The 25,155-nt window shown below is 45.0% G+C and carries 17 protein-coding genes; 14 read left to right on the top strand and 3 right to left on the bottom strand.

The features are described from left to right. The first annotated feature begins 176 nt into the window (after positions 1 to 176). From Q9R46_RS09510 to Q9R46_RS09525, 4 genes are all read left to right on the top strand, one after another. Positions 177 to 2,492, top strand: a complete 2,316-nt coding sequence (locus Q9R46_RS09510) for a helix-turn-helix domain-containing protein (RefSeq protein WP_311279827.1) — start codon at positions 177 to 179, stop codon at positions 2,490 to 2,492. A gap of 288 nt (positions 2,493 to 2,780) precedes the next feature. Further along, positions 2,781 to 3,635, top strand: coding sequence for an ABC transporter permease (locus Q9R46_RS09515; protein WP_397386371.1), 855 nt, complete (start codon positions 2,781 to 2,783; stop codon positions 3,633 to 3,635). 27 nt (positions 3,636 to 3,662) lie between these two features. Then, positions 3,663 to 4,589 (top strand): carbohydrate ABC transporter permease, encoded by a 927-nt coding sequence (locus Q9R46_RS09520; RefSeq protein ID WP_145413000.1) that lies wholly within the window; start codon positions 3,663 to 3,665, stop codon positions 4,587 to 4,589. A gap of 17 nt (positions 4,590 to 4,606) precedes the next feature. Beyond that, entirely contained in the window at positions 4,607 to 6,265 is a 1,659-nt protein-coding gene (locus Q9R46_RS09525) for an ABC transporter substrate-binding protein (RefSeq protein ID WP_397386335.1), read from the top strand. A gap of 120 nt (positions 6,266 to 6,385) precedes the next feature. On the opposite strand, the gene Q9R46_RS09530 is transcribed toward Q9R46_RS09525, so the two are convergent. Next, the gene (locus Q9R46_RS09530) at positions 6,386 to 7,528 is read right to left on the bottom strand and encodes a family 8 glycosyl hydrolase (RefSeq protein WP_311279830.1); all 1,143 of its coding nucleotides are present in this window, start codon (positions 7,526 to 7,528) and stop codon (positions 6,386 to 6,388) included. A 291-nt stretch (positions 7,529 to 7,819) separates the two neighbouring features. On the opposite strand from Q9R46_RS09530, the gene Q9R46_RS09535 reads away from it, so the two are divergent. The 7 genes from Q9R46_RS09535 to Q9R46_RS09565 all read left to right on the top strand — a co-directional run bounded on the left by Q9R46_RS09535 (position 7,820) and on the right by Q9R46_RS09565 (position 15,132). Continuing rightward, on the top strand, positions 7,820 to 9,103 hold the full coding sequence (locus Q9R46_RS09535; RefSeq protein WP_311279831.1) for an SGNH/GDSL hydrolase family protein: 1,284 nt from the start codon (positions 7,820 to 7,822) through the stop codon (positions 9,101 to 9,103). Between the two features lie 56 nt (positions 9,104 to 9,159). Beyond that, positions 9,160 to 9,927 carry an alpha/beta hydrolase gene (locus tag Q9R46_RS09540; protein ID WP_311279832.1) on the top strand — a complete coding sequence of 256 codons (768 nt, stop codon included), beginning with the start codon at positions 9,160 to 9,162 and terminating at the stop codon, positions 9,925 to 9,927. 40 nt (positions 9,928 to 9,967) lie between these two features. Then, complete coding sequence (locus Q9R46_RS09545) at positions 9,968 to 10,600, top strand: glycoside hydrolase family 11 protein (RefSeq protein WP_145330756.1); 633 nt, start codon at positions 9,968 to 9,970, stop codon at positions 10,598 to 10,600. Between the two features lie 94 nt (positions 10,601 to 10,694). Further along, positions 10,695 to 11,537, top strand: coding sequence for a formylglycine-generating enzyme family protein (locus Q9R46_RS09550; RefSeq protein WP_311279833.1), 843 nt, complete (start codon positions 10,695 to 10,697; stop codon positions 11,535 to 11,537). Positions 11,538 to 11,793: 256 nt separating this feature from the next. Beyond that, positions 11,794 to 12,507, top strand: a complete 714-nt coding sequence (bglS, locus tag Q9R46_RS09555) for a beta-glucanase (protein WP_145330760.1) — start codon at positions 11,794 to 11,796, stop codon at positions 12,505 to 12,507. A 182-nt stretch (positions 12,508 to 12,689) separates the two neighbouring features. Next, positions 12,690 to 13,274, top strand: coding sequence for a hypothetical protein (locus tag Q9R46_RS09560; protein ID WP_311279834.1), 585 nt, complete (start codon positions 12,690 to 12,692; stop codon positions 13,272 to 13,274). A 220-nt stretch (positions 13,275 to 13,494) separates the two neighbouring features. Beyond that, positions 13,495 to 15,132 (top strand): extracellular solute-binding protein, encoded by a 1,638-nt coding sequence (locus tag Q9R46_RS09565; RefSeq protein WP_397351762.1) that lies wholly within the window; start codon positions 13,495 to 13,497, stop codon positions 15,130 to 15,132. 118 nt (positions 15,133 to 15,250) lie between these two features. On the opposite strand, the gene Q9R46_RS09570 is transcribed toward Q9R46_RS09565, so the two are convergent. Both Q9R46_RS09570 and Q9R46_RS09575 read right to left on the bottom strand, forming a co-directional pair. Continuing rightward, on the bottom strand, positions 15,251 to 16,891 hold the full coding sequence (locus tag Q9R46_RS09570) for a response regulator (protein WP_311279835.1): 1,641 nt from the start codon (positions 16,889 to 16,891) through the stop codon (positions 15,251 to 15,253). Between the two features lie 9 nt (positions 16,892 to 16,900). Next, the gene (locus Q9R46_RS09575) at positions 16,901 to 18,610 is read right to left on the bottom strand and encodes a sensor histidine kinase (RefSeq protein ID WP_311279836.1); all 1,710 of its coding nucleotides are present in this window, start codon (positions 18,608 to 18,610) and stop codon (positions 16,901 to 16,903) included. A 146-nt stretch (positions 18,611 to 18,756) separates the two neighbouring features. Between Q9R46_RS09575 and Q9R46_RS09580 the strand changes: the two genes are divergently transcribed. From Q9R46_RS09580 to Q9R46_RS09590, 3 genes are read left to right on the top strand one after another with little or no spacing between them, the layout of a single operon-like run. Continuing rightward, on the top strand, positions 18,757 to 19,707 hold the full coding sequence (locus Q9R46_RS09580) for an ABC transporter permease (RefSeq protein ID WP_397351720.1): 951 nt from the start codon (positions 18,757 to 18,759) through the stop codon (positions 19,705 to 19,707). A gap of 18 nt (positions 19,708 to 19,725) precedes the next feature. After that, positions 19,726 to 20,604: a carbohydrate ABC transporter permease gene (locus Q9R46_RS09585; protein ID WP_123063459.1), complete on the top strand. Its 879-nt coding sequence runs from the start codon at positions 19,726 to 19,728 to the stop codon at positions 20,602 to 20,604. A 42-nt stretch (positions 20,605 to 20,646) separates the two neighbouring features. Continuing rightward, positions 20,647 to 25,122: a carbohydrate binding domain-containing protein gene (locus Q9R46_RS09590; RefSeq protein WP_311279837.1), complete on the top strand. Its 4,476-nt coding sequence runs from the start codon at positions 20,647 to 20,649 to the stop codon at positions 25,120 to 25,122. Positions 25,123 to 25,155 lie beyond the last annotated feature (33 nt).

Here is a 25,155-nt window from a genome sequence, read left to right on the forward strand (position 1 = left end):
TTGTCTCGTGAAGCGGCACATTACACTATAGAAATCAAGTATTGTATAGCTACAGGTGTAAATGTACCATAGGGAAGAAGTTGTACCTTCACTGTTCAGAAATGCCCGTTGTATCATGAAATGATGATCATAAACCGAGAAATGTAAGCGCTTGATTAGAAAAAGGGGGGAGTACATTGAAGCTCCTATGGTCCAAGTTTTCACCGATGTTCCGTCGTTATTTGATTTCGTATCTAATCATTCTAATGATTCCACAGATCGCCGGATACGCCTCTTATCGGGCATCCATCGAAGCGGCAAGGGCCAGCTCGATAGAGAACAGTCTGAAGTCTCTGAATTTGGGAAAAGAAATCATTGAACGGAATCTGCTACAGGTCGAAGCGTTTACGAGGCAACTAGCCATCAATCAGGAGCTGTACCGTTTGATTGCCGATCCCAAACCACTGGATGCCTACAATGTTTATGGCATAGGTAAAATGCAACGAAGTTTATCCATGTACAGCAGTACAAACGAATACTTATCTCATTTTTTTATCTACATTCCTAACTATAACGTCATTATCACACCTAATACGGTTTATTACAGACCTGAACATTATTACGCAGCCAACGCCTTGGAAGGGATGACTTTCGAGCAGTGGAGTGAACAGATTTTGAAAAAGCCGCACTTTAACGAGATTATTCCACTTCAAAATTACAAACGTGAAATAAGCAGCAACTTGCGCACCACCGCACCGGCAATTACCTTTCTGCAATCCTTGCCGCTGAATAGTTTCAATAAACCACAGGCTACCATTGGTGTTTTAATTGATGAAGATGAGATGGCTAGCCTGACGCAGCATATCGTTGATCAGTATGGCGGCTGGACTTTGGTTCGAGATGCGAACGGCGAAATTATCTTCTCACGGGGTATTGATGAAGGAGAAGCGCAACGTTTGGCGCAAAATGTTGGTAACCATTCGAATGAGGTACAGCCTATTGAAGTTGGCCGGCTACTCATATCCATTCATTCAGATCGAAACGGCTGGAGTTACATGGCAGGTATTCCCGAGAAAGCACTTATGACCAATGCGGATCAGATCAAAAAAGTGACATTGGCCTTTACGCTTGCAACATTAACGCTTGGTTTAGGTTTTGGACTGATCTTGGCCTATCGAAATAGTGCCCCCATCTATAAACTGTTGTCTGCCTTCAGAGAACAAGTCAGTGAGCCTTCAGGTAAAAGGCGCAATGAGTATGATTTTCTGGCAAGCCATATTCATCATTTGATCGCCAATAATCAATCGCTGGAGAACGCGTTGAATGAACAAATACCGCTCTTGCGCGATGGATTCATCAAACGTCTGCTTACGGGTGAGTTCTATACGACTCGTGAGCTGGAAGCCATTTCTTCTCAGACACAACTATCCATTGAGAACAGCCAGGGAATCACAGGTCTGCTCAAGGTGAACGGTTATGCGAGTCTGGATAGTGAAGAAACGATTCAGGAGCTTGGTGTGGCGAAATTGATGATCAGACAGACAATGACAGCATGGAATGCAGATGTGCTGATGACGGACTGGGGCACAGATCAGATTGCTTTTATATGTCCCGTAACCAAGATGCCTCTGGAACCAGCAATACGTCATTGTGAGTCCGAACTCAGCAGATTAACCGAACTCATTTATAAGGAATACCGGATATCAACAACAATCGGTACCGGAGCCGCATACGAAGTGTGGAATGACGTAGGCCGTTCATTTGATGAAGCCAAACAAGCCATGGAATATGCGATTCATATGGGAGTGGATGAGCTTGTCCGATTCGAAGATACATTGAAGGAAAATGAAATGTACTATTATCCCATTGAGTCAGAACAGCGCTTGCTGAATACGATCAAGGCAGGGGAACTGGAAGAGGCTCTTCGGATTTTGGATCAGTTGTTTGTACGCAATTTTGAGGAGCGTGAACTTTCCTATGAGATGGCACAGCAATTTATAATGGAGTTAAAGGGAACATACCTGAAGCTGGATGAGCCCAAAATTAAACACGATGATTCCTTTGCAGAAGAATACAAAAATGGTGTAACCAGTATTCAGATTACCGATTCCATTGCCGCATTACGGGGTAAATTCAAGCGCCTAACCGAAGATATGTGCAAAGAAGTGCTACGAAAAAGATCATCCACACATGCGGATACCGTACAAGAAATTACGTGTTATATAGAAAATCAATATGGAGACGCGAATTTGACGATCTGCCGCATTTCCGAACATATGGGAAAATCCGAAAAATTCATCTCCCAACTATTCAAAGAACATACCGGAGAGAATCTTTCCGATTATGTGGAGCGGGTGAGAATCAATGCAGCATCTGAACTGCTTCGGGAAAGTCATCAGACCATTGATGAAATTGCACTTTCTACGGGATATAACAGTGCTCATTCATTTCGAAGAGCATTCAAGCGTGTACGCGGCATTTCACCAAGTGTATTTCGGAAGATGGATAATTAGGTCGGTGAATGTACGTAGCCCATATAGTATCTATGCGTATAATGTACGCCGATGTCCGAGATGTACCTTTACGATTCCCTCAAGTCGAACTTATGATATGGGCACAAAGAAAGCGCTACCAATACAAGGTGACGCTCACTTCAACCAAAGGGTTCACTGACTGGGGGGATGATTCTGAGAACAACAATAACAAGTGAGAGCAAGTCTGGTGTGAAGGAGCGCAAGCGATCAACATTACAGCATGCGCTAGCCAGAAGTTTCAGGAGGCATTGGCAGTTATATCTGCTTATTTTGCCTCCGGTGGTGTACTTTATCGTTTTCAAATATGTACCGATGGTAAATACGGTCCTCGCGTTTAAGGATTACAACGTCATCAAAGGAATTTGGGGTAGTCCTTGGGCTGGCACCAAGTATTTCGACCTGCTTTTCCAGAATCCTGCTTTTATGATGTTAATCAAAAATACGCTTCTCATCTCATTTTACAGTCTCATTGTCGGGTTCCCGATCCCGATCTTGCTGGCACTGGCTTTGAATGAAATCAAAAACATGAAGTTCAAGAAAACCGTACAGATGGTAACCTACGCGCCTTATTTCATATCCACGGTGGTTATGGTATCGATTATCATGTTATTCCTCTCACCGAGGCTTGGTATTGTCAATACTATAGCAGGCGCACTTGGCTTTGAATCGGTGAATTTCCTTGGCAATCCAGACATCTTCCGGTCGATCTATGTTTTTTCTGATGTATGGCAAAGTATGGGGTATTCAGCAGTCATCTATCTGGCTGCGCTTGCCGGCATTGACCCTTCGTTATATGAGGCCGCCAAAGTGGATGGAGCCAATCGACTGCAGAAGATTATTAACGTAGATTTACCCGGCTTGTTGCCGGCAGCCGTCATTATTTTGATTCTAAGTGTCGGAAATATCATGGCGGTAGGATTTGAGAAAATATATCTACTGCAAAATCCTTTAAACTTATCGGCTTCCGAGATTATCTCAACGTATGTCTACAAAATGGGACTTCTCAATGCGAACTATAGCTTCGCTACGGCAGTTGGTTTGTTCAACTCTGTCATTAATCTCATCTTGTTGTTAACGGTCAATGCAGCTGCAAAACGGCTGTCCAATACAAGCCTATGGTAACCACACGGAGGGGAGGAGACTTGAAGGATGTCTAATTTACAATCACAGGCAGGTCGTTCACGAGCGAACAAAAACCCTGTCATCAGAGAATCGCTTGGGGATCGTCTGTTTATTACGGCAATCTACATCATTCTGTCACTCGTGCTGGTTGCTGTGCTGTATCCACTGATCTACATCGTAAGTTCATCACTCAGCAGTCCGTCAGCCGTTTCTTCTGGCAAAGTATGGCTCTGGCCGGTTGATCTGTCATTCGAAGGATACAAGGCTGTATTGCGAAATGAACAGGTACTGATGGGATACGCCAACTCATTGTTCTATACGGCCTGCGGTACATTTATCAGCGTAGCATTAACAATTATGATCGCTTACCCATTGTCCAAAAAGACCTTTGTTGGACGCAGTACGCTGATGATTTTCATTACCTTCACTATGCTCTTTGCTGGTGGCTTGATTCCAACGTATCTGGTTGTTAAATCCCTGGGACTCATCGATACACGCTGGGCACTTCTGATTCCGAATGCGATCTGGGTATGGCAAGTCATTATTGCGCGAACCTTCTTTCAAAATTCCATACCGGATGAGCTGTCAGAGGCGGCTGACATCGATGGGTGCAGTGATATTCGGTTTATCTTCAGTGTCATATTACCACTTGCCAAGCCCATTGTGGCGGTGCTTTCATTAATGTACGCGGTCGGTCAATGGAACGCCTATTTCGACGCACTCATTTATCTGAAATCGCAGTCGCTCTACCCGCTACAGCTGATTTTACGAAGTATTCTTATTCTTGGCAGCTCGGGCAATATGGACGCTTCCGAAATGATCAAACAACAGCAAATGGCTGAATTGATGAAGTACTCCTTGATTGTCATGGCCAGCTTACCGGTTCTGATCATCTATCCTTTTGTACAGCGTTATTTCGTGCAAGGCATGTTGATTGGCTCAGTTAAAGGATAAGTTTAATTACAACTTTCATGAGGGAGAGGATTTTATTGAGGAAAACAAGTGCATGGATACTCGCTTGTGTGTTGCTTCTTACGTTGGTACTTTCAGGTTGCTCGTCTTCGGAAAAAGGCAGTGGTGAAGTAGATGCGAATGGAAAAGTCCCGATGAATGTATTTGTGCACCAAGGATCGGATATGAACCTGGCTACGAATAAATTCACCAAGAAGATGGAGGAAAAGTTCAACATCAAGTTTAATTGGACGACCGTTCCTTTTGACGGGGCAGCTGAAAAAAGACAGATCTCCCTTGCTTCCGGTGACTATCCAGATCTGTACCTGCTTATCCCTTGGGTGGATCGTTTCTCACAGACAGACTTGTTGAAGTTCGGGCAACAGGGTGTAATTCTGCCGCTGAACGATCTGATTGATCAGCATGCGCCTAACATCAAGAAGGTGCTGGATAGCAATGAGTATTACAAAGCGATGAATACCGCGCCTGACGGTAAAATCTATGGACTGACCGGGCTGAATGAATGTTTCCACTGTTCGTATCCAAACAAGATGTGGGTCAATACCAAATGGATGGAGCAGCTGAATATCAAAGAACCAACAACGACAGAAGAGTTCCGGGAAATGCTGAAAGCGTTTAAAACGAAAGATCCGAACGGAAATGGCAAGGCAGATGAAGTACCGCTGAGTGGTTCAACGGAGAACTTTGGCGTACACATCATTCCCTATCTGATGAATGGTTTCATCTATGACGATGACCGGAACTACCTCATTCTGAATCAGGGCAAAGTCGAAACGGTAGCGAACAAACCGGAGTGGAAAGAAGGTCTTACGTACATCAAATCCTTATATGATGAAGGCTTGATTGATCCGGGTGCTTTTACACAGAATGTCGGTGCCTTCAAAAAAATTGGAGACAATGCCGATGCGCAGCTTCTGGGTGCAGGAGCGGCCATGCATCCATCCTTGTTCGTAACTACAGCTGAAGGATCACCTTACGGCAATGATTATAATCCGATTCCACCATTAAAAGGGCCGAACGCTGAATATGCATCGTACAACTATCCGGTTGATCCTGGCGCAACATTTGTATTGACCAACAAAGCCAGTGAGCAAACGCAGATTACAGCCATAAAAATGCTGGATTACTTCTATACGCAAGAAGGAGCTATGGCTTCATATCTGGGAGAAGAGGGCACAAGCTGGCGCAAACCGGAGGAGGGAGAAGTTGCTTTGAACGATCAGGTGCAACCACTCTACAAAGCCATCCCTCTTCCATCGGGGGAAGAGCCTCGGAATGACAGCTGGTCTGCGCTGAGCCAGTACAATCATCACCGGGCATATCGTGATGCGGAAGTACAGGGAACAGACATCTATGCTAACGATGGGTATGAACGTCGTCTGTATGAAGCGACACTGTTGATGGAAGGAAAGGAACCTAAAGAAGTATTCCCGCATTGGGCATTGTGGGTTGATCCGTCCCTTGCGGATGAAACGAGCATGATGCAAACCAACATCAAGGATTATATCGACCAGAACGCACTACAATTTATCACAGGAGCAAAGAGTTTGGAGAAAGACTGGGATGAATATGTGAAAGGGCTGGAAGGGCTGAATATGAATCGTTATCTGGAAATTATGCAGTCCGCTTATGATGCATCATCCGTATCTTCCAAGTAAAAAACAAAACCAAGACGGACCTTGTTCGCAATATGCGATTTGGTCCGTCTTTTTTGTCGTCTTTGCGTCTATATCCCAATCCGAAACAGAGCCGGTGCAGCAAATTTTTTTTAAAATATTTTAATACATCCTGTATCTTCCGCTTAAGGCTAGCATCGTGAAGAAATAAAGACAGTTATCATAATAACGACGTTTTCCCTTGCGGAGCGGCGTGTTCCAGAATAACCGAACAAAAGCATCTGCATGAGGGCCGTCTGCTGCCAGTGAAGCCATCGCATTGGTGGCCAGCAAACCTACGGGATGCAGTGCAGGTTCGTCAAAAGCCTCACCCTCAATCGTATAACGGCGATAATCCGCTACGTCGATATCACTGAAAAAGGCCTGAATCCGATTGGATTGTTCCACTTGCCACGGGTCTTTACCAAACCATGCCCAGTCTAATGCAATATTGGCTGCTACGCGGTAGGCATCGCTGTAAAAATGCCTGAAATCCCCGTGCGGCTGAATCGGGGCAGGAGTCCCGTCATAATTGGCGTATTCAGGTGATAGCCCGGTTACCGGATGACAGGCCTTGTGCAAATAAACCCGGCTTGCTTCGGCAGCTTCTTTCCAGAACGTCTGATCTGCTTCATTGGCGTACTTGGCAAACAGTTCGTAGAAATGAGGAAGATGATAGGAAGGATCGCTGAAAGGTAACTCTGGAATAAACTTGATTAGCCGGTTACTCGGCTCCCACATGGGCTCGCCTTCCCCTCGTTCTCCTTGATGCAGACATGCATGTAGAATCTTTTGAGCTTGAGTTTTGTAATCGTAAGGAGCCGGCCCATCACCCCAGCGATTCGAGGCAAAAAATAATGCCATGGCAAAGAACTCTTCACCATCAGGAGCCGGCCCCGGAGATAGACGGGTTCCATCAGGTTTGCAATGCCATGCAAAATAATCCTTATATCGTCCTTCCGTGTGTTGCATATATGTCACAGCGTAATTCCACAAACGGTCAAATTCCTCTTTCTTGTCCATCTGTACAGCCATCATCATGCCATAGGACATACCTTCGGAACGTACATCGTCGTTACCCGTATCCAGCATGTAACCTTTGTCTTCGCCAACAGGATAGTAGATTCGTGTATGTTCGTCTCCATAGAACAAATCATTCCAAATCCGTTCCAGTCTTACGTTGATTTCTTCTTCGCTATACCCCGATTTGTGGAAAAAATTGACATATTCACCGGTCTCATAAGCGCCTTTTCCTGTGAAATTCATGAGTTCCTCCTTTAAAAATGCTTATATATGCAAGTATATCATTCGTAATACTACTCAAATTAAAGCGTTTACATGGAAAATTATAGGTTTGTTATACCATCTATTTCCATTTGGTGATATGGATGATATATTTAGTCAAGTCCTATAGTTTATCAGGTTGTTGTTAAATTATGTAAGCGCTACACTCGGAGAGAAGGAACCGCCTGATATCGACATCAATCAAGTTCAGGTTTCTTCACATGGCAATACTCGGAGTGTAAATTTTTGCTGGAAGGTTGGTGAGGATGTAACATGCTTGGCGATTCAGGAGATGTAGATGAGAATCAAGGAACCCATGCACCACGTGACCCCGTAGGAGTTACCGTTTCATCATTTGAGGCTGAATTTGATTATAACTCTCCGACTTATCTTGACATGATCGACAGATCACTCCTGAATTTGGGGAATAACGTCAGATTAAAGAGAGCGATCGAAAAAGCTAGACGTGGTGAACCTGTTGTCATTGCTTTTATTGGGGGATCGATTACTCATGGCGCTGGTGCAGCACCGATTCATCTCCAAAGTTATGCCTACCACTCTTATGAACACTTCAAAAAAATGTTCGCTTCAATGGACAGCAATGCAGTACGGCTGATCAAGGCGGGTGTAGGCGGGACGCCTTCGCAACTTGGCGTCATTCGTTATGAGCGGGATGTGCTCCGGGATGGTAACGTGCAACCGGACATTGTCATTATCGAGTTTGCGGTAAACGATGCTGACGATGAGACGCGTGGAAACTGTTACGAAAGCTTAGTATTGAAAGCGCTTGCTTCAAGTAACGAACCAGCGGTCATCCTGCTTTTCAGTGTGTTTAAAAATGATTGGAATCTTCAGGATCGTCTCGCTCCCGTGGGCTTTCATTATGATCTGCCTATGGTGAGCATGAAGGATGCTCTTGTAGAGCAATTTCAGAAGACGAAAGATGAAGGTGGCGTTATAACTAAAGAGCAGTATTTCCATGATATTTATCATCCCACCAATGTGGGACATCGGATCATGGCGGATGCACTGGCGAATTTGTTTGGTGTTACAGATCGTACAAATCTCGATCAGAAAGAAGATGAATTAACGGATATACCGATTATTGGAAATGATTATGTGAATGTCAAACTGTTGGATCGGAAAAACGGGGAACAGATTGCCCGGATTGAATCAGGGAGCTTCTGTCTCACAGATACAGAGCTACAGATGACCGAGATGGACGATCATGATTATGGTACACCGCTTTTTCCGAATAACTGGATGTATGTTCCTGGTGAAACAGCAGATGACAAAGGTTTCGAGCTGCATTTGCGGTGCAGCCGGCTCATCCTGATCTTTAAAGACTCGGACAGTGATAAGTTCGGAACGGCCCACATCAAAGTGGATGGAGAACTTGTCAAAGACGCGGATCCGCACCAAGTGAACTGGACTCACTGCCATGCCATGCTTCTATTTAGTAACAAGGAAGTGGGGGAACATGTTATTGAGATTGACATGGCGCCTGGACAGAAGGACAAGCAGTTCACGATTCTGGGTTTTGGTTACGTTGATTAGCGGGAACTTGAGTTGAGGTTTAGAGGACTTTGCTAACCGTGAAGGGAGTATGACGAATGATAGCTTCAGCATCTGCTGGTTTTGACCAGTATCGTGATAACATAACACGCGGCGTAGTTGAAACGATAGAGTATGATTCCAAGACGGTTGGCAACGTGCGTAAAGCGATGGTATATACGCCGCCAGGCTTTTCTTCGGAGCTTACCTATCCTGTACTCTATCTGCTGCACGGAATTGGAGGGGATGAAAAGGAGTGGCATACTTATGGCTCTCCGGCCATCATCCTGGACAACCTCTATGCCGATCATCTCATCCAGCCAATGATTGTTGTTTGTCCTAACGGGCGCGCAATGTCTAATGATCTTGCAGAAGGTGACCTGTTTGATCCTGAGAAAATTCGGGCATTTGAACAATTTGAATTCGATCTCATTCAGGATCTTATCCCGTACATGGAGTCCTGTTACCCGGTAGCTCAAACGAGGGACAAAAGAGCCATTGCCGGCTTGTCCATGGGTGGAGGGCAGTCTTTGAACATCGGACTACGTAATTTGGATCATTTTGCATGGGTCGGTGCTTTTTCGGCAGCGCCGAACACGAAAGCGCCGGATGTTCTCGTTCCAGACCCCGCTAAAGCGACATCACTTCTGTCATTGCTCTGGGTGTCTTGTGGGGATCAGGATAATCTGATTCAGATTAGTGTTGATGTTCATGACTATATGAAGCAGCATGGCGTACCTCATATTTGGTATGAAGAAAGCGGAGGGCACGACTGGCCCGTATGGAAAAATGATCTGTATCTTTTTTCTCAGCGCCTCTTCAGGTAAGTGAATTACAAAAAATAAAAATATCAGGAGGTTTTTTCCTATGTTCAAATTCGGTAAAAAATTGTTGACTGTTGTTCTTGCAGCTTCCATGAGTTTTGGTGTGTTCGCCGCTACTACAGGTGCTACAGATTACTGGCAGAACTGGACAGATGGCGGAGGGTACGTTAATGCTGTGAACGGTTCAGGTGGGAACTACAGCGTAACTTGGCAAAATACCGGGAATTTCGTCGTTGGTAAAGGTTGGACTTACGGAACACCTAATCGTGTAGTTAACTACAATGCTGGCGTATTCTCGCCTTCCGGCAATGGTTATCTGACGTTCTACGGCTGGACCCGTAATGCCCTTATTGAATATTATGTAGTGGATAACTGGGGCACATATCGTCCTACAGGAACTTACAAAGGCACGGTAACTAGTGACGGAGGCACGTACGACATCTATACAACGATGAGATACAATCAGCCATCCATTGATGGGTATTCAACATTCCCTCAATACTGGAGTGTTAGACAATCCAAACGTCCGATCGGCGTAAACTCCCAAATTACGTTCCAGAATCACGTAAATGCGTGGGCAAGCAAAGGAATGTACCTGGGTAACAGCTGGTCCTATCAAGTTATGGCAACCGAAGGATATCAAAGCAGCGGTAGCTCAAACGTGACTGTTTGGTAATTGCCATTCTCTTTTATTTTCAAGCCTAGACTCAAGCAAGACAGGTCTGCGGATCTGTCTTGCTCTCAATTCCCGTTTTAAAGGAGACTTCCAGATGAGAAAGTGGATGGTATTTCTGCTCATCGTAGCTGTTGTTGGATTAAGTGCTTGTTCGACAGGCAGCAGTACTACTGTGAGCGATGATCTTGTATTGGTAGAAGGTGGGGCATTCAAGAGCAGTAAAACCAGCTATAGCGGCAAAGACATCACACTGGCTGACTTTTATATCGGTAAATATGAAGTAACCCAGAAACAATGGGCTGACGTTATGGGGGACAATCCCTCTGGTTTTAAAGGTGAAGACCGGCCTGTTGAACGAGTGACCTGGTATGATGCAATAGAATATTGCAACGCACGCAGCATTAAGGAAAATTTGAAGCCGTATTACAACATTGATAAAGAAACGATGGATCCCGAGAACAAAAATGGAAATGATAATATAAAATGGACAGTAACCATTAATGAAGATGCGAACGGATATCGTCTGCCAACTGCAGCAGAGTGGGAATACGCGGCGAGCGGAGGTCAGAAAAGCCAGAATTTCACCTATAGCGGAAGCAATAATCCCGACGAGGTAGCATGGTACTGGATGAATGCCGGAGAAAAACCGTTAACAGGAGACTGGAACTGGCCTGCAATCGAAAATAATAGGAATCAAACCAAGCCAATCGGTCAGCTGAAGGCCAATGAATTAGGCATTTATGATATGTCTGGTAATGTTAGAGAATGGTGCTGGGACTGGCACAAACATCCGGAAACGCCGGATAACACTTGGAGAGTCAGCAAGGGAGGCGGCTGGGTCAGCAGCGTAAACACAGAAGAGATTTCATATCCAGGAAAATTCGATGCGAATGGCCTTGGTCCCGATCAGGGATTGCGAGTCGTACGTAGTAAATAACGAGGCCCTTTTCTTAAAGATGGGCCTTTTGGCATTTTGCCCGGGAAAGTGGGATAGCAATATTTAAAAATGAATATGCGTTCTTTAAACTTTGCTATAGTTCATCCATCGTACTGGATATAAAATGGAAACAACAACCAATGTAAGCGCTTTATAAAATGATTGAATCGATCCATTGCATGTTGAATCTAAGAGAGTAAGGAAGTTTCATTCATTTATTCGTTTACCCGGTTGGAATCAGTAATGGAGGTGTATGATGAAGAGGAAGACATGGTTTACATTAATGGTATCGGGTGTGGTTTCATTATTTATTTCGGTTAGTGCTTTTGCTGGGTGGGTGTTTTGGGAACCACTGACGTACCACAATGCAAGTACCTGGCAGAAGGCGGATGGGTATTCCAACGGTTCCATGTTCAACTGTACATGGCGGGCGAATAATGCTAATTTTACGAATGATGGCAAGCTGCGGTTGAGTCTGACAAGTCCTTCAAACAACAAGTTTGATTGTGGAGAATATCGGTCCACGAATACTTACGGGTATGGTCTGTATGAAGTAAGCATGAAGCCTGCTAAAAATACAGGGATTGTATCCTCTTTCTTCACCTATACCGGTCCTGCGCATGGCACACAATGGGATGAGATTGATATCGAGTTCCTGGGCAAAGACACAACGAAAGTCCAATTCAATTATTATACGAACGGCGTTGGCAATCATGAGAAAATCGTTAATCTGGGCTTCGATGCATCCCAGGGATTTCACACCTATGCGTTTGATTGGCAGCCAGGCCACATTAAGTGGTACGTCGACGGTGTGCTGAAACATACAGCTACTACCAACATTCCAAAAACACCAGGTAAAATTATGATGAATATCTGGAATGGAACGGGCGTGGACAGCTGGCTTGGGTCATATAATGGCGCTAATCCTCTGCATGCAGAATATGATTGGGTGAAATATACGAGTAATTAACAGAAGCTCACGGGCACTTACAACTAGCGCAATAAACTGAATGAAACAGAGGAGCGGATTACTTCCGCATTCCTCTGTTTTTTTATGTTTATTTTCATGCTTTACAGAACAAACGAAACGTAAGATGATGAGGGAAAAGGGTGGAAATGAACTCCGCATAGAGAGGGTGGAAAAACATGAACATGAGTAACAACAACGATACCAATAACGATACCAATAACAACCAATTACCTGAGCAGTTTATCGAACTGTTGGGTCAACCATATGATGCCAAGCAGATACAAGCCTTACTAGAACCTTTCGGTGTGAAAAAAATAGCGAAGCCAGACGGTCCTTTTCAGGATGACATCCTCTGGTCTGTTAAAGCATCTGTGCGTATTGATGTGTACCGCTCTCCCAAGATCAATACGTTAACCGGACGTGATGATCTCCCTGCGGAAGAGTGGATCATTGGAGCGATTCATTTTCTTGCACCGGGTTCGGACGATCGAATTAAAAAACCGTTTGCGGGACAATTGCCCAAAGGGATGACGATGAATGCGACACCTGACGAATGGATTGAAGCATATGGTCATCCGGATATCTATGAGCAAGGTGACTGGCTTGGCGGCAGTGGCCCTTATCTGGCTTGGCGCAAATCCGGCATCAATATATCAGTCGAATACGACACGGATGAGGACAGCAGTGTGATCACTTGCGTTACATTTTGCTTAATTGGTTGCATGGGTGCCTGGCAAAGTGATTTCCCGGAAGTGTTCGCCCCCTGATAAGTAAGAGAAGACAAAAGTAAGACGTTGCACTAATGCAACATCCGTATTCACTTTTTAATATCCTAAATTAATACAATAAATGTTGCAATATTAGTATGGGCATCCATATGGTTCATTCATTATGATGGACTCTGTAGACAACATCACTACATACAGGGGGACACACAAGTTGAGAACAATCAAGAAAAGAAAGATTGGCGGTTTGGCTTTGGCAGGAATGTTGGCGCTTACAGCGGTTCTGAGCGGATGTAACAGTGGAGCAAGTAAAGAAGCTGCACCGAGCACACCGAGTACTGCACTGGAATTGAAGGACGGGAAGTATGATCCACCCGTAAAGCTTACTTATTTGCGTCCTTGGGGACCGGAAATCAAATTCAAATCTGGTGAAGATCAGGACAATAACGTACACACGAAATGGGCGAAAGACAAGCTCGGCATTGAATTGAAAAATCAATGGGTGTCACCATCCACAAACAACGCGTTTGAAACGAAGTTGCGCCTGTCTCTGGCTTCCAATGCAGAAATGCCGGACATTATCTCGTATCGCGGCGATTTCAATCTGGCACGCGAGTTGATTGAAACGGGCAAGTTCGTGGATGCTGGTGAATTGTTTGATCAATATGCAAGTGATACTTGGAAAGCTGCCGTAAATGAAGATCCTTCCGTGTGGTATCCGTACATGCAGGATGGTAAACGGATTGGTATTCCGATTCTGGATTACTCCTACAATAGCGATCCAGTGATGTGGATTCGCGAGGATTGGATGAAGAAATTCAATTTGAAAGCACCTGAAACGCTGGCTGATCTTGAAGTCATTATGGAAACGTTTACGAATAAAGACCCGGACGGCAATGGTAAAAAAGATACCTACGGTCTGACCATCGGATTCAAAAACTGGCTCAGCACATGGATGTCTGATGCTGGTTGGGTCTTCGGAGCCTACGGCACGATGCCAAATCAGTGGAATCTGAACGCAGAAGGCAAACTGGAGTACGGTTCTGTAAATCCTGGTGCAAAACAAGCTTTGGCAACACTGGCTGACTGGATGAAAAAAGGATACATTCCAGAAGAAGCCGGGGTATATGATGAAACCAAAGCAGCAGAAGAGTTTACGGCAGGTAAAGCAGGCATTGTTGTCGGGCCTCACTGGATGCCGTCATGGCCGCTCGAAGATGTGAAGAAAAACAATCCGGAAGCGGACTACAAAGCTTACCCGATTCCATCTGGACCTGATGGCAAGGCAGGCAGACGCGGTACCGCGAACGATAACGGTGTAATTCTGATTAACAAAGATATGAAGAACCCGGAAGTCTTTTTCACATATCAAAACTATCTCTTTGATCACTATGCCAATCCGAAAGCAGGAGATGAATTCGAACACGGCTTTGCTGAAGGATATGACTGGGCAATGAAAGACGGCAAAGTAACAACGGATGCTAGTGTGACAGGCGGTTATGCGCCTGAGAAATACACATTAACGTTTGATGGTGCACGTATCCCGAGTCTGAACATGGCCACGCTTGCGAAATTCGCTAACGGTGAAGAAGCAACAACGCCTTTCGAGAAAAAACTTAAATCTGGCGTACCGGAAGCAATGGTGGAAGCGGCCAAGATTGTTCAGGATCAAAAAGATATCGCATTAAAACAGATGTTCACAGGTGCGCCGACGATGTCAATGCAAATGAATAACGACATCTTAACCAAAATGGAGAAGGACCTGTTCTCGCAAATCATCTATGGCAAAGCTTCGATCGATGCTTTTGATACGTTTGTAGAAAAGTGGAATTCTTCTGGTGGAGAACAAAATACGAAGGAAGTTAATGAGTGGTACCAATCCGTCACTAGCGGCAAGTAAGTACGAGCGAAGTAACTTGATCTTGTCCGTTATTTCATTCTAACCAAGTTGCTAAAGCAGGTGGAAAAGTACAAATAAAAGGCCTTGCTGGAAATCATTCCAGCAAGGCCTTTATGCTTCAAACCGGCAGATTCTCTCTATATTCCTGCGGTGTCAGATCGTAAAACTTTTTAAATACCCGAATAAAATAGGCCGTGTTGTTGTAGCCGACAAGCTCCGCAATTTCGAATACCTTGGCGCTTGAGGAGCGTAAATAATAAGCCGCTTTTTCCATCCGTAAACGATAGACATAAGCTGTCAGCGCTTCTCCAGTCTCTGCCTTATACACTTTGGAAAGATACACAGGATGCAGGTGGACATGTTCGGCAATAGCCGGTAAAGAAACATCGGAAGCCAGATGCAGGTCCACAAAGCTTTTGACACTGCGAACGATGGTGCTGTGATTGTCCTTAAGCTCCTGTTCTGCGTCCTCACTGATGGAATGCAGTGTGCGGATCGACCAGTCTTTCAATTGCTGGGCGGTAGCATAGCTTGGAGCCTGGAAGTATTTATACGTTTCGGCAGGCAGGACAGAAGAGATCTGTTTTCCGTTCTTGTGGATGATGTAAGCAAAGGCCCCTGCCAAAGCATGATAAACCTCAATTGTTGTTTCTGCGATATCGTGATGCTGCGCCGATTCGAGCAATTCCTCGAAAATGATCTCAATCTTCTGTTCCACATCGTCAAAGCGACCGGCTTCGAGAAGGCTAATTAAGGTTGGTGGCTTGTACAGAGACCGGATGGCAGGGAGGGGATGTACATCCTTATCATCTGATGCCGTAATAAACAAACCTTGAGCATGTCCCATACGCTTCCGCATGGATCTGACGGCACTCTCATAAATCTCTCCAATCTCATTAGGGAACTTGCCCCAGTGAGAGACTGCGATGGAAATAGCCCCTTTTAAATATAACTGAACGTTTGTCTGAATTTGGGCAGCATAATGTTCCAGCAACGCTTGAGGTTTCTCCTCTTTGCTCACACTATGTATGCCGCTTTTTTTGACACTAACCAGCACAACCAGATAATCATGGACATCCCGCGTATGCCACATATGAAAATGGTGCTGCGTCACCTCGCTAATAATGTTGCTAATGGCGTACTGCATCAGGGAAAGATCATGGTCAGCCATCTCGGATAGATGCTCTTCCATCCGAATGACCAGCATGCCCAGTTCCTCGCCAACCGAATAGGGCAGATTCAGTAATTCCAGCTTGTCCGCGAGTGCGGAGGGAGAATAGGTTTTGCCTGTCAGCAATTCATGGAGCATTGTAGATTGCAACAACGGCAAGTTATCCTGGAATGCATGTAAGGCACGTTGATAGGAGGCGGCAGCTTCCCATTTTTGCTTGATCCGGTCAACAAGCCGCTGTACGGTTTCGATCAGATCCTCATCGCTTACAGGCTTCAACAAATAATCAAAGCTTTCCTGAGCCATCGCTTGTTTGGCATATTCGAAGTCGGCAAACCCCGAGAGTAAAATGGTCTGCACATGTGACCATTTTTCGTGAATTGCCGTGATCAACTCAATACCGGACATCTCCGGCATGCGAATATCAGTGATGACGATATCAATATCATGATTCTCCATAATTTCCAGTGCTACGGCACCTGACAAGGCTTCGTGTACAGTGCCGATCCCGCAGCTTTCCCACGGAATGGTTTCCGCCAGCGTTTCTACAACCGAACGTTCATCATCAACTAACAAAATTTGTAACATGTACTTCACCTACTCATTGATATTGTTGTACCATGTAATACTTACTTTAACGCCTCCGCCAGACGTATGTTCATAGCTTAGACCCGCATCTTCACCATACAAAAAAGACAAACGCTGATGAACATTCCAGGTTCCGCATCCCATGTTGCCATCGAGCGGTTTGTTCAGATTATCGACCAACTCTTGCATCTGAGTCTCCGTCATACCCAGCCCGCTGTCCTCGACGGTGATCGTACACATTTCATCCGTATGATACCCTGTTATGTTGATATGACCGTCTTCGGTACGAGGTTCAATGCCATGAATGATAGCGTTCTCAACGATGGGTTGTAAACTTAAACGAGGTAACGTTTTATGCGACATATCGTCCGGTACGTCGATGGTAAAATGCATGCGTTCCAGCCGGAGTGCCTGGATTTCCAAGTAATTTTTCACCATGTTCAACTCTTCTTTGATGGTGGCCTGATCATTCTCGGATCTGGTGATGTATCGATAATACTCGCCTAAATTAAGGGCCATCGCCACAACGGCTTTCTCATTTTTCATCCTTGCCATATTTTTGATGTAGAAGAGGCAATTGTAAAGGAAGTGCGGATTAATTTGCGATTGTAGCTGCTTCAACGTTGCTTCACGTCTTCGGAGTTGCTCTTCGTATACGTTCTCAATCAACTCCTGAATTCGTTGCGCCATGATGTTAAATCGTGCAAACAATAAACTGAATTCATTACGAGATGAATGTTGTAACCGAACGGAAAAATCTCCAGTAGACAAACGGTTCGTTCCCTTCACGAGCTGAAGCAAAGGAAGCTGCACACTACGATACAGCACATACAACACAACAACACTCATGGCAATCAGAACGGCGATTGAAGCGTAAAAAAGATTGCGGCTATTTGTGATCGGGCCCAGAATTTGCTGCATAGGCACGTAGTCAACATAGTACCATCCCAGACTTCCTGACTGGATGTACGATACATAGTATTCTGTGCGGTCAAGCGTCGTGGTGAATCCACCTTTCCCTTGTAAAGGCATCTCTTTCAGCTTGGACTGAATCTCAGTCAATGTGCCATTTCCACTGCTGTTGCTAATTAAGCCAAACTCGGGATGAAACATAAAAGGGTCACCTTTGTTATTCAATTTGTTCTGATTCAGCATACTGATCAAATGATGAACCGGAAAGCTGATCTTTGTAATCAGTCTGGACTTCCCGGGAGTGACCATTGCTGACGTTGGATCTGTTGTGTACCACTCAAATTGATTATGTTTATATGCCCATGATTTTGAAAGCGGCTTGGAAAATTCATCCTCCGAATACGGGATATAAGCATAATAATCCGTGGAAATGACTTTTTGCAACCTTGGAAAATAAAGGGTGATGGTGGAATGCCATTTGCTGGCTGCATTATACAGATTCATTTTTTCAAGAATGGCACTTCCAACTTTGACCCGTTCATAAGGCACATCTTTGTAATCCGGGCGCTGATATTCCTGTATGCTGGAATCTTGCCCAATGGACATCCCATAGAGAGATAGTTGGTAAATATTGGATTCTACAGAGTCGGCAAAAGTGGACAAATGATTCATAGTATTGTTCTGAATTTCGTGTTCAATCACCCGTACACTTTCCCGGTTCGAATAGGTGTACAGGAATAAAACCAGGACAAGCAATGCTACAAATAACAGTGTAATTTTGGTAAAGACATTCAGACGAGCGAACAATGCGTGGCCTCCTCAACTCATTAAAATATTGTTATCGTTGTTGCAATATTAGGATATAGATTGCTAATAACCGTTGCTATAATTTTAATATACAAGTTCATATCCACTTGTAAAATACAAATTTTTAGAACATGGGGGATGTAGGGGTGAAGGAACATACGTTAGAAACGCCTCGCAAGGGGCGTGCCATCAAGGCAAGACAGCGCTGGAACATGCAACGGAATTGGTCCTTGCATTTGATGCTCGTACCAGCGGTTTTGCTGGCAATTGTATTTCAGTACATACCAATGGGCGGAATTGTGATTGCTTTCCAGGATTTTAAACCGTACCTCGGATTTACCGAATCCAAATGGGTAGGTTGGGATAATTTTAAGTATTTATTTTTATACCCGGATGTAGGCCAGGTCATCTGGAATACACTGGTGATTGCATTTTTCAAAATTATCGCGGGTTTAGTTGCTCCATTTCTGTTCGCGATTTTGTTGAACGAAGTTCGTTTAAATGCCTTTAAAAGGGTTAGTCAAACACTTGTATATCTGCCGCACTTTCTATCATGGGTAATTCTGGGCGGAATATTGCTTGATATTCTTTCACCGCAGGGCGGCATGGTGAACAAACTGGTGGTTGCACTTGGGGGAGATCCGATCTTTTTCCTGGGGGATGGAACATGGTTTCGGATAACACTGATTGTTAGTGATGTATGGAAAGAGTTTGGCTTCGGCACGATTGTATTCCTGGCTTCTCTGTCCGGTATTAACCCTGCACTGTACGAAGCGGCGGAGGTGGACGGCGCCAACCGTTTCAAACAAACGTTGCACATTACGATTCCTGCCCTGATGCCGATTACGATCGTACTCATGACACTCTCCATCGGAAACATTTTGAATGCAGGATTCGATCAGGTATTCAACCTGTACAATCCGCTCGTTTATGACAAAGGAGATATCATCGATACCTTCGTATACCGTCTTGGTATCTTGAACGGCAAAATGAGCTTTGCAACGGCTGTAGGATTGTTCAAATCGGTCGTGGCAACCATTCTGATCGTTATCTCATATCGCATGGCTTACAAATTGGCGAATTACCGCGTGTTTTAGTAGAGAGGAGAAAAGGGCTTGTATTACAAAACAAAAGGCTATCGAATATTCAGCGTTGCAAACTATATTTTTCTGGGCGTATTATCACTGCTTTGCATTCTGCCTATCATTCATATTTTGGCCGTTTCGTTCAGCAGCATGGCACCGGCTTCAGCCAATCTGGTCGGCTTCTGGCCGATTGGCTTTACGACAGATGCCTATGTCAAAACGTTCGGCAATTCAAATTTCATTAATTCCTTGTTAGTTTCGGTTAAACGAACAGTCATTGCAACGGTGATCGGTATGGTGATTATGTTACTTACCGCATTCCCGCTGTCGAAGGAAGATCTCAATTTCAAAGGCCGCTCGATCTACACCTGGTTCTTTGTATTTACGATTTTGTTCAGCGGAGGTTTGATTCCGAGTTATATTCTGATCCAAAAGCTGGGTTTGATGGATACGATCTGGGCACTGGTGCTTCCAGGTGCACTGTCCGTGTGGAATGTCATTCTGATGATGAACTTCTTCCGCGGTCTGCCTAAAGAGCTGGAGGAAGCGGCTTATCTGGATGGAGCAGGTCACATTAAAACGCTGGCGCTTGTATATATACCGCTGTCCATGCCAGCGATTGCAACCTTGTCCTTGTTTACCATGGTAGGTCAGTGGAACTCTTGGTTCGACGGCATGATCTATATGTCCGATGTCAAAAATTACCCGCTGGCTTCCTTGCTACAAACCATTATCGTGCAACAAGACCTCAGTAAAATCAATGTGGACCCATCCATGCTGGAGAATGTTTCCCAGCGTACGGTTCGCGCAGCACAGATTTTCATCGGGGCATTGCCGATCTTGGTCATATATCCATTCTTGCAACGCTTTTTCGTTAAAGGTATCGTCATTGGGGCAGTAAAAGAGTAGTACTGCCCTGCAAGTGACCACACATTCTAGGGAGGAATATGAGTGAAAAAAGGGTTGGCTTGTCTCGTAGCAGGAAGCATGATGGTTTCACTAGCAGCTCCGGCAGTAGTCGGGGCAGAACAGATGAAGCAACAAACGGTAACGGAGCAGGGGCAGGCATCAGGCCTGCTTCGGGCGCCGTACAAAGATTTGCAGGGACATTGGGCTGAAAATGCTGTGATGCGTATGCAGGATATGGCGCTAACCAAAGGTTATGCGGATGGCACATTCAGACCGAGTGAACGTATCAGCCGTGCCGAATTTGTTGTGATGCTTGATCGGGTGTTCGGATTCGCAGGAGGCTCAGGAGTGGCGTCATACACAGATGTTAGTGAAAAAGACTGGTATTATGATGCGGTCACACGGGCAAGCCGATCAGGCATTATTCAGGGAACTAATGCATCACATCTGTCTCCCCAGCTTCCGATTACCCGGCAGGATGCTGTCGTGATGGCAGATCGTGCGTTTCAGTTATCGACAGGCAGTGAGAATAAAGCGCTTGATTCTACATTTAAAGACGAAAAAGATGTAGCTGATTATGCAAGAAATGCGATGAACTACTTCGTAAATAATAAAATTGTAAACGGATACAATGGAAATCTAACACCTGAATCCAACATTACGAGAGCGGAAGCTGCTACGATCATGTCTACGTTGATCGCAGATATTCATAGCAAACCCGGCACCTATGAATCCAATGTAGATGGCAATCTGATCGTTCGCTCAACCGATGTGACGTTGAAAAATACAACGGTTAACGGCAACTTGTTACTTACTGAAGCCATTGGAGAAGGTACAGTGATGCTCGACGGAGTAACGGTCACTGGAAGTGTAATCGTGAAGGGCGGAGGAAGCCACTCGATCGATATTCATAACTCTAAATTGAATCGAGTTGTGGTCGACAAAAACGTGAGTCCAGTACATGTGAAGATCACAGGGACAACACAGGTTGAAGAGCTATTTGTCGAACGCAAGGCTACAGTTGAATTGTCTGCCGAGAGTACAATTAATACTTTAAAAGTAAATAGTAAAGCCCGTAATACGATGATTGACAGCAAAGGTAAAATCAAACTGTTGGACGTAGATGCCACCAACGTATTACTAAATGGGAAAGCGGTTGCACCGGGGCAATATAAGGATAACATTACGTCTGGGACAGGACAGTCCGAGCAACCAAACACTGCTACATCAGGTACTTCTAACGGTGGCAGTAGTTCTAGCTCAGGCGGGGGCGGATCTTCCAATTCAGGAGGAACGACACCATCCGTTCCGGGCACTCCTTCAGGTGAAAAACCAATTCCGGCAACAACGATTCCGGATGAGCAGTGGGAAATGGTCTGGAATGATGAATTCAATGCGCCTTCCGTGGATGCATCCAAATGGACCGTTCAAGATACGGAGCTTGTGTACAACAATGAGTTGCAATATTACAGCCCGAATAACACACGTATTGTGAAAGATGGCAACCGCAATGTGTTGCAGATAGAAGCAAAGCGGGAGCAGAAGGGCAGCAAAAATTATACTTCCGGTAAACTTATTACGAAAGAGAAGGGCGACTGGACGTACGGAAAAGTGGTTGTGAGAGCGAAGCTTCCCATCCAGCAAGGCATGTGGCCAGCCATCTGGATGATGCCTACGGATGAAGCGCATTATGGTGGATGGCCTGCTTCCGGTGAGATTGACATCATGGAGTTGATCGGCGGCCAAAACAAAGATCATGAAATCTACAGCACGATCCATTACGATTCAAAGAAAGCAGATGGTTCTCACGGACATGATCAGGGAAAATTCACATTGCCTCAAGGTGAATCATTTGCCGATGAATATCATGATTTTCAGGTGGAATGGTTACCTGGTATGATCCGGTTCTATGTAGATGGCAAACTGCATCATCAGATTAACAACTGGCAGACAACGGCGGCCGGACAGCCGGAAAGCTACACGTTCCCTGCACCGTTTGATCGCCCGTTCTATCTCATTCTCAACCTTGCGGTTGGCGGAGACTGGCCGGGATCACCGGAGAATGATTTTGTTTCCGAGAAGATGAATGTGGATTTTGTGCGGGTGTATTCGTATAAAAATATGGATCAATGGCCTGACGTGACTTCCAGTCCGATTGAGCCAGAGAAGCAGCGCGCACCGCAGGCAGACGGCAACCAGATTTACAATGAACGCTTCACCAAAGGTGCAGATGCAAATGGTGTTCCTGCGGACTGGAAGTTCATTACCAATGCTGGCGGAGAGGGCAAGGTTGAAGTTGTCGATGATCCGATGAAAGACAAAGTTGCCAAAGTAACGATCGCCAAAGCAGGAACGGAAACGTATTCGGTACAGCTCACTCAAATGCCGATGTATATCAAGAAAGACAAAAAATATAAAGTCCAGTTTGAGGCAAAAGCTTCTGCAAACCGGATTATCCGCTCCAAAGTAACTCAGTTTGAGAAAAGCTGGACGAATTACTCTGAAGAAAAAGCATTTTCAGTCACAACGGATTGGCAGCCGTATGAATACGAATTCAATATGCGTAATGGTTCCGACAACAATGCACGCTTCGAATTTAATCTGGGATTAAACGAAGGCGAAGTTTCGCTAACCAACGTGAGACTGACAGAGATTGGGGAGGCTGACCCGCTTCCAGTAGAACGAAAAGCACTCCCGGATGGCAATTTCGTATTTAATGGTACATTTGATCAAGGTAAACAACGGCTCGGCTTCTGGAACACTGAAATTCAGTCGGGTGCTGAAGCACAGGTATCCGTCAATAACTTCTTGAAATTCCCGATTATGGAACGACAGCTTGTTGTTGATGTGAAGAAAACAAATGGTCAACCTGAGCAGGTAGCTGTTGTTCAGCCCGGTATGAAGTTAGAAGGTAACACGACCTACGGGTTCTCGTTTGATGCCAAGGCAGATACGACAGGCGTTATGGATATCGGTTTATCTACCGAGGAGGGCCATAAAGTGCAAGTTAATCAAGGCCAGCAGATTCAGATTGGGTCTGATATGAAAACATACACTGGTGAAATTGTGATCGGAGAAGGTGAAGCTACAGCAACATCTACATTAAAGCTTTTATTTGGCGGGGCTATTGGCAAGCTTTATGTAGATAATGTGCGGCTGACGAAACGTGGAAAACCGGTAGCGATTCAGAATTATACTCATATTCCTGCCGCAGATGCTTACGTGATGCAGGGATTGCAGCTTGAAAATTCGGATGAAGGTGGCAAACATGTTAGCTATATGGATGAAGGGGATCTACTTCAATTCAAAATTACTGCAGCGAATGAAGGTGCATATGCCTTCTCCACACGGATGGCAAGTGCAAAAGCTGATGCAAAGGTACGTTTTACAGTAAAAGATGAAGAAGGCCATACCGTTGCAAGTTCTAATCTTACGTTAGGAGATACCGGCGGCTGGCAAACATATAAAACGGTATATTTTCCGTCGGTATCTTTGAAAGCAGGAACAACGTATTACGTGAATTTTGAAGGAAACGAATACAACACACGCTGGCTGGACATCTCTCGTAGTAAAGTAAAGAATGGCGAGCTAAGTACAGCAACATCGGATTGGATGGTGCCTGCTAGTGTAACTACGGCGACATATAATAACGACCAGGGAATTAGCTTGACTGTTCCTAGTACAACCCAGAATTGGTGGGATGCTATATTACAGCAAGGTCAGTTATCGCTTGAAGCAGGAAAAACGTATCGTCTAAGCTTTGATGCTTCGGCTACAGTACCGAAACCAATGCAAGTGGTTGTGTCGCAAACGGGCAGTGATGAAGTGAAGTATTTGGAACAGGCGGCTGAGCTAACAACAACAAAACAGCCATATGCCTATACTTTTACTATGGGAGATACTGCGGATGAGGCGGGTTTATTAAACTTCGGTCTAGGTAAGTCACTGGAGCCGGCCGCCGAACATGTGGTATCCATTCAAAATGTAATGTTGTTTGAGGTCAATCCCGGCGCAGACGAGGGAGGTCAACCTGTACATGTCAATTTGATCAAAAATGGTGACTTTACGCAAGGAACGAACGGCTGGTTCCCGTATGCGGCAAGTAATAAACCGGAAGACTTGGTGCTCAGCGCGGATGATCAGAAGTTGCAGGCACGGGTTGGTCAAGTCGGAGAGAACCCATGGGATCGGCAATTGATCCAAGAAGGCTTTGCCATGCAGCAGGGATACACATATAAACTGACGTTCAAAGCAAAAGCGGATAAAGCACGCAAGCTGGGTGTTGGGATTGGATGGGTAGACATTCCTGCAAATTATAAGTGGACTGGATTCTATGGCAATCAAATGAATCTGACGACGGAAGAACAACAATTTACGTTTACGTTCCAGGCGACCGAGGCGAGTTATGCGAACAGCCGAATTGTGTTTGACATGGGTAAGATCGATGGTAATGAGCAAGCCGATACCACGATTACACTGTCTGATGTAAATCTGGTTAATATGGGGAAAACGCAATAAAACGTTATTATAAGATATAATGGAGCGATCTTT

The sequence above is a fragment of the Paenibacillus sp. RRE4 genome, from assembly GCF_031844205.1.
GTDB classification, from domain to species: Bacteria; Bacillota; Bacilli; order Paenibacillales; family Paenibacillaceae; genus Paenibacillus; species Paenibacillus xylanexedens_B.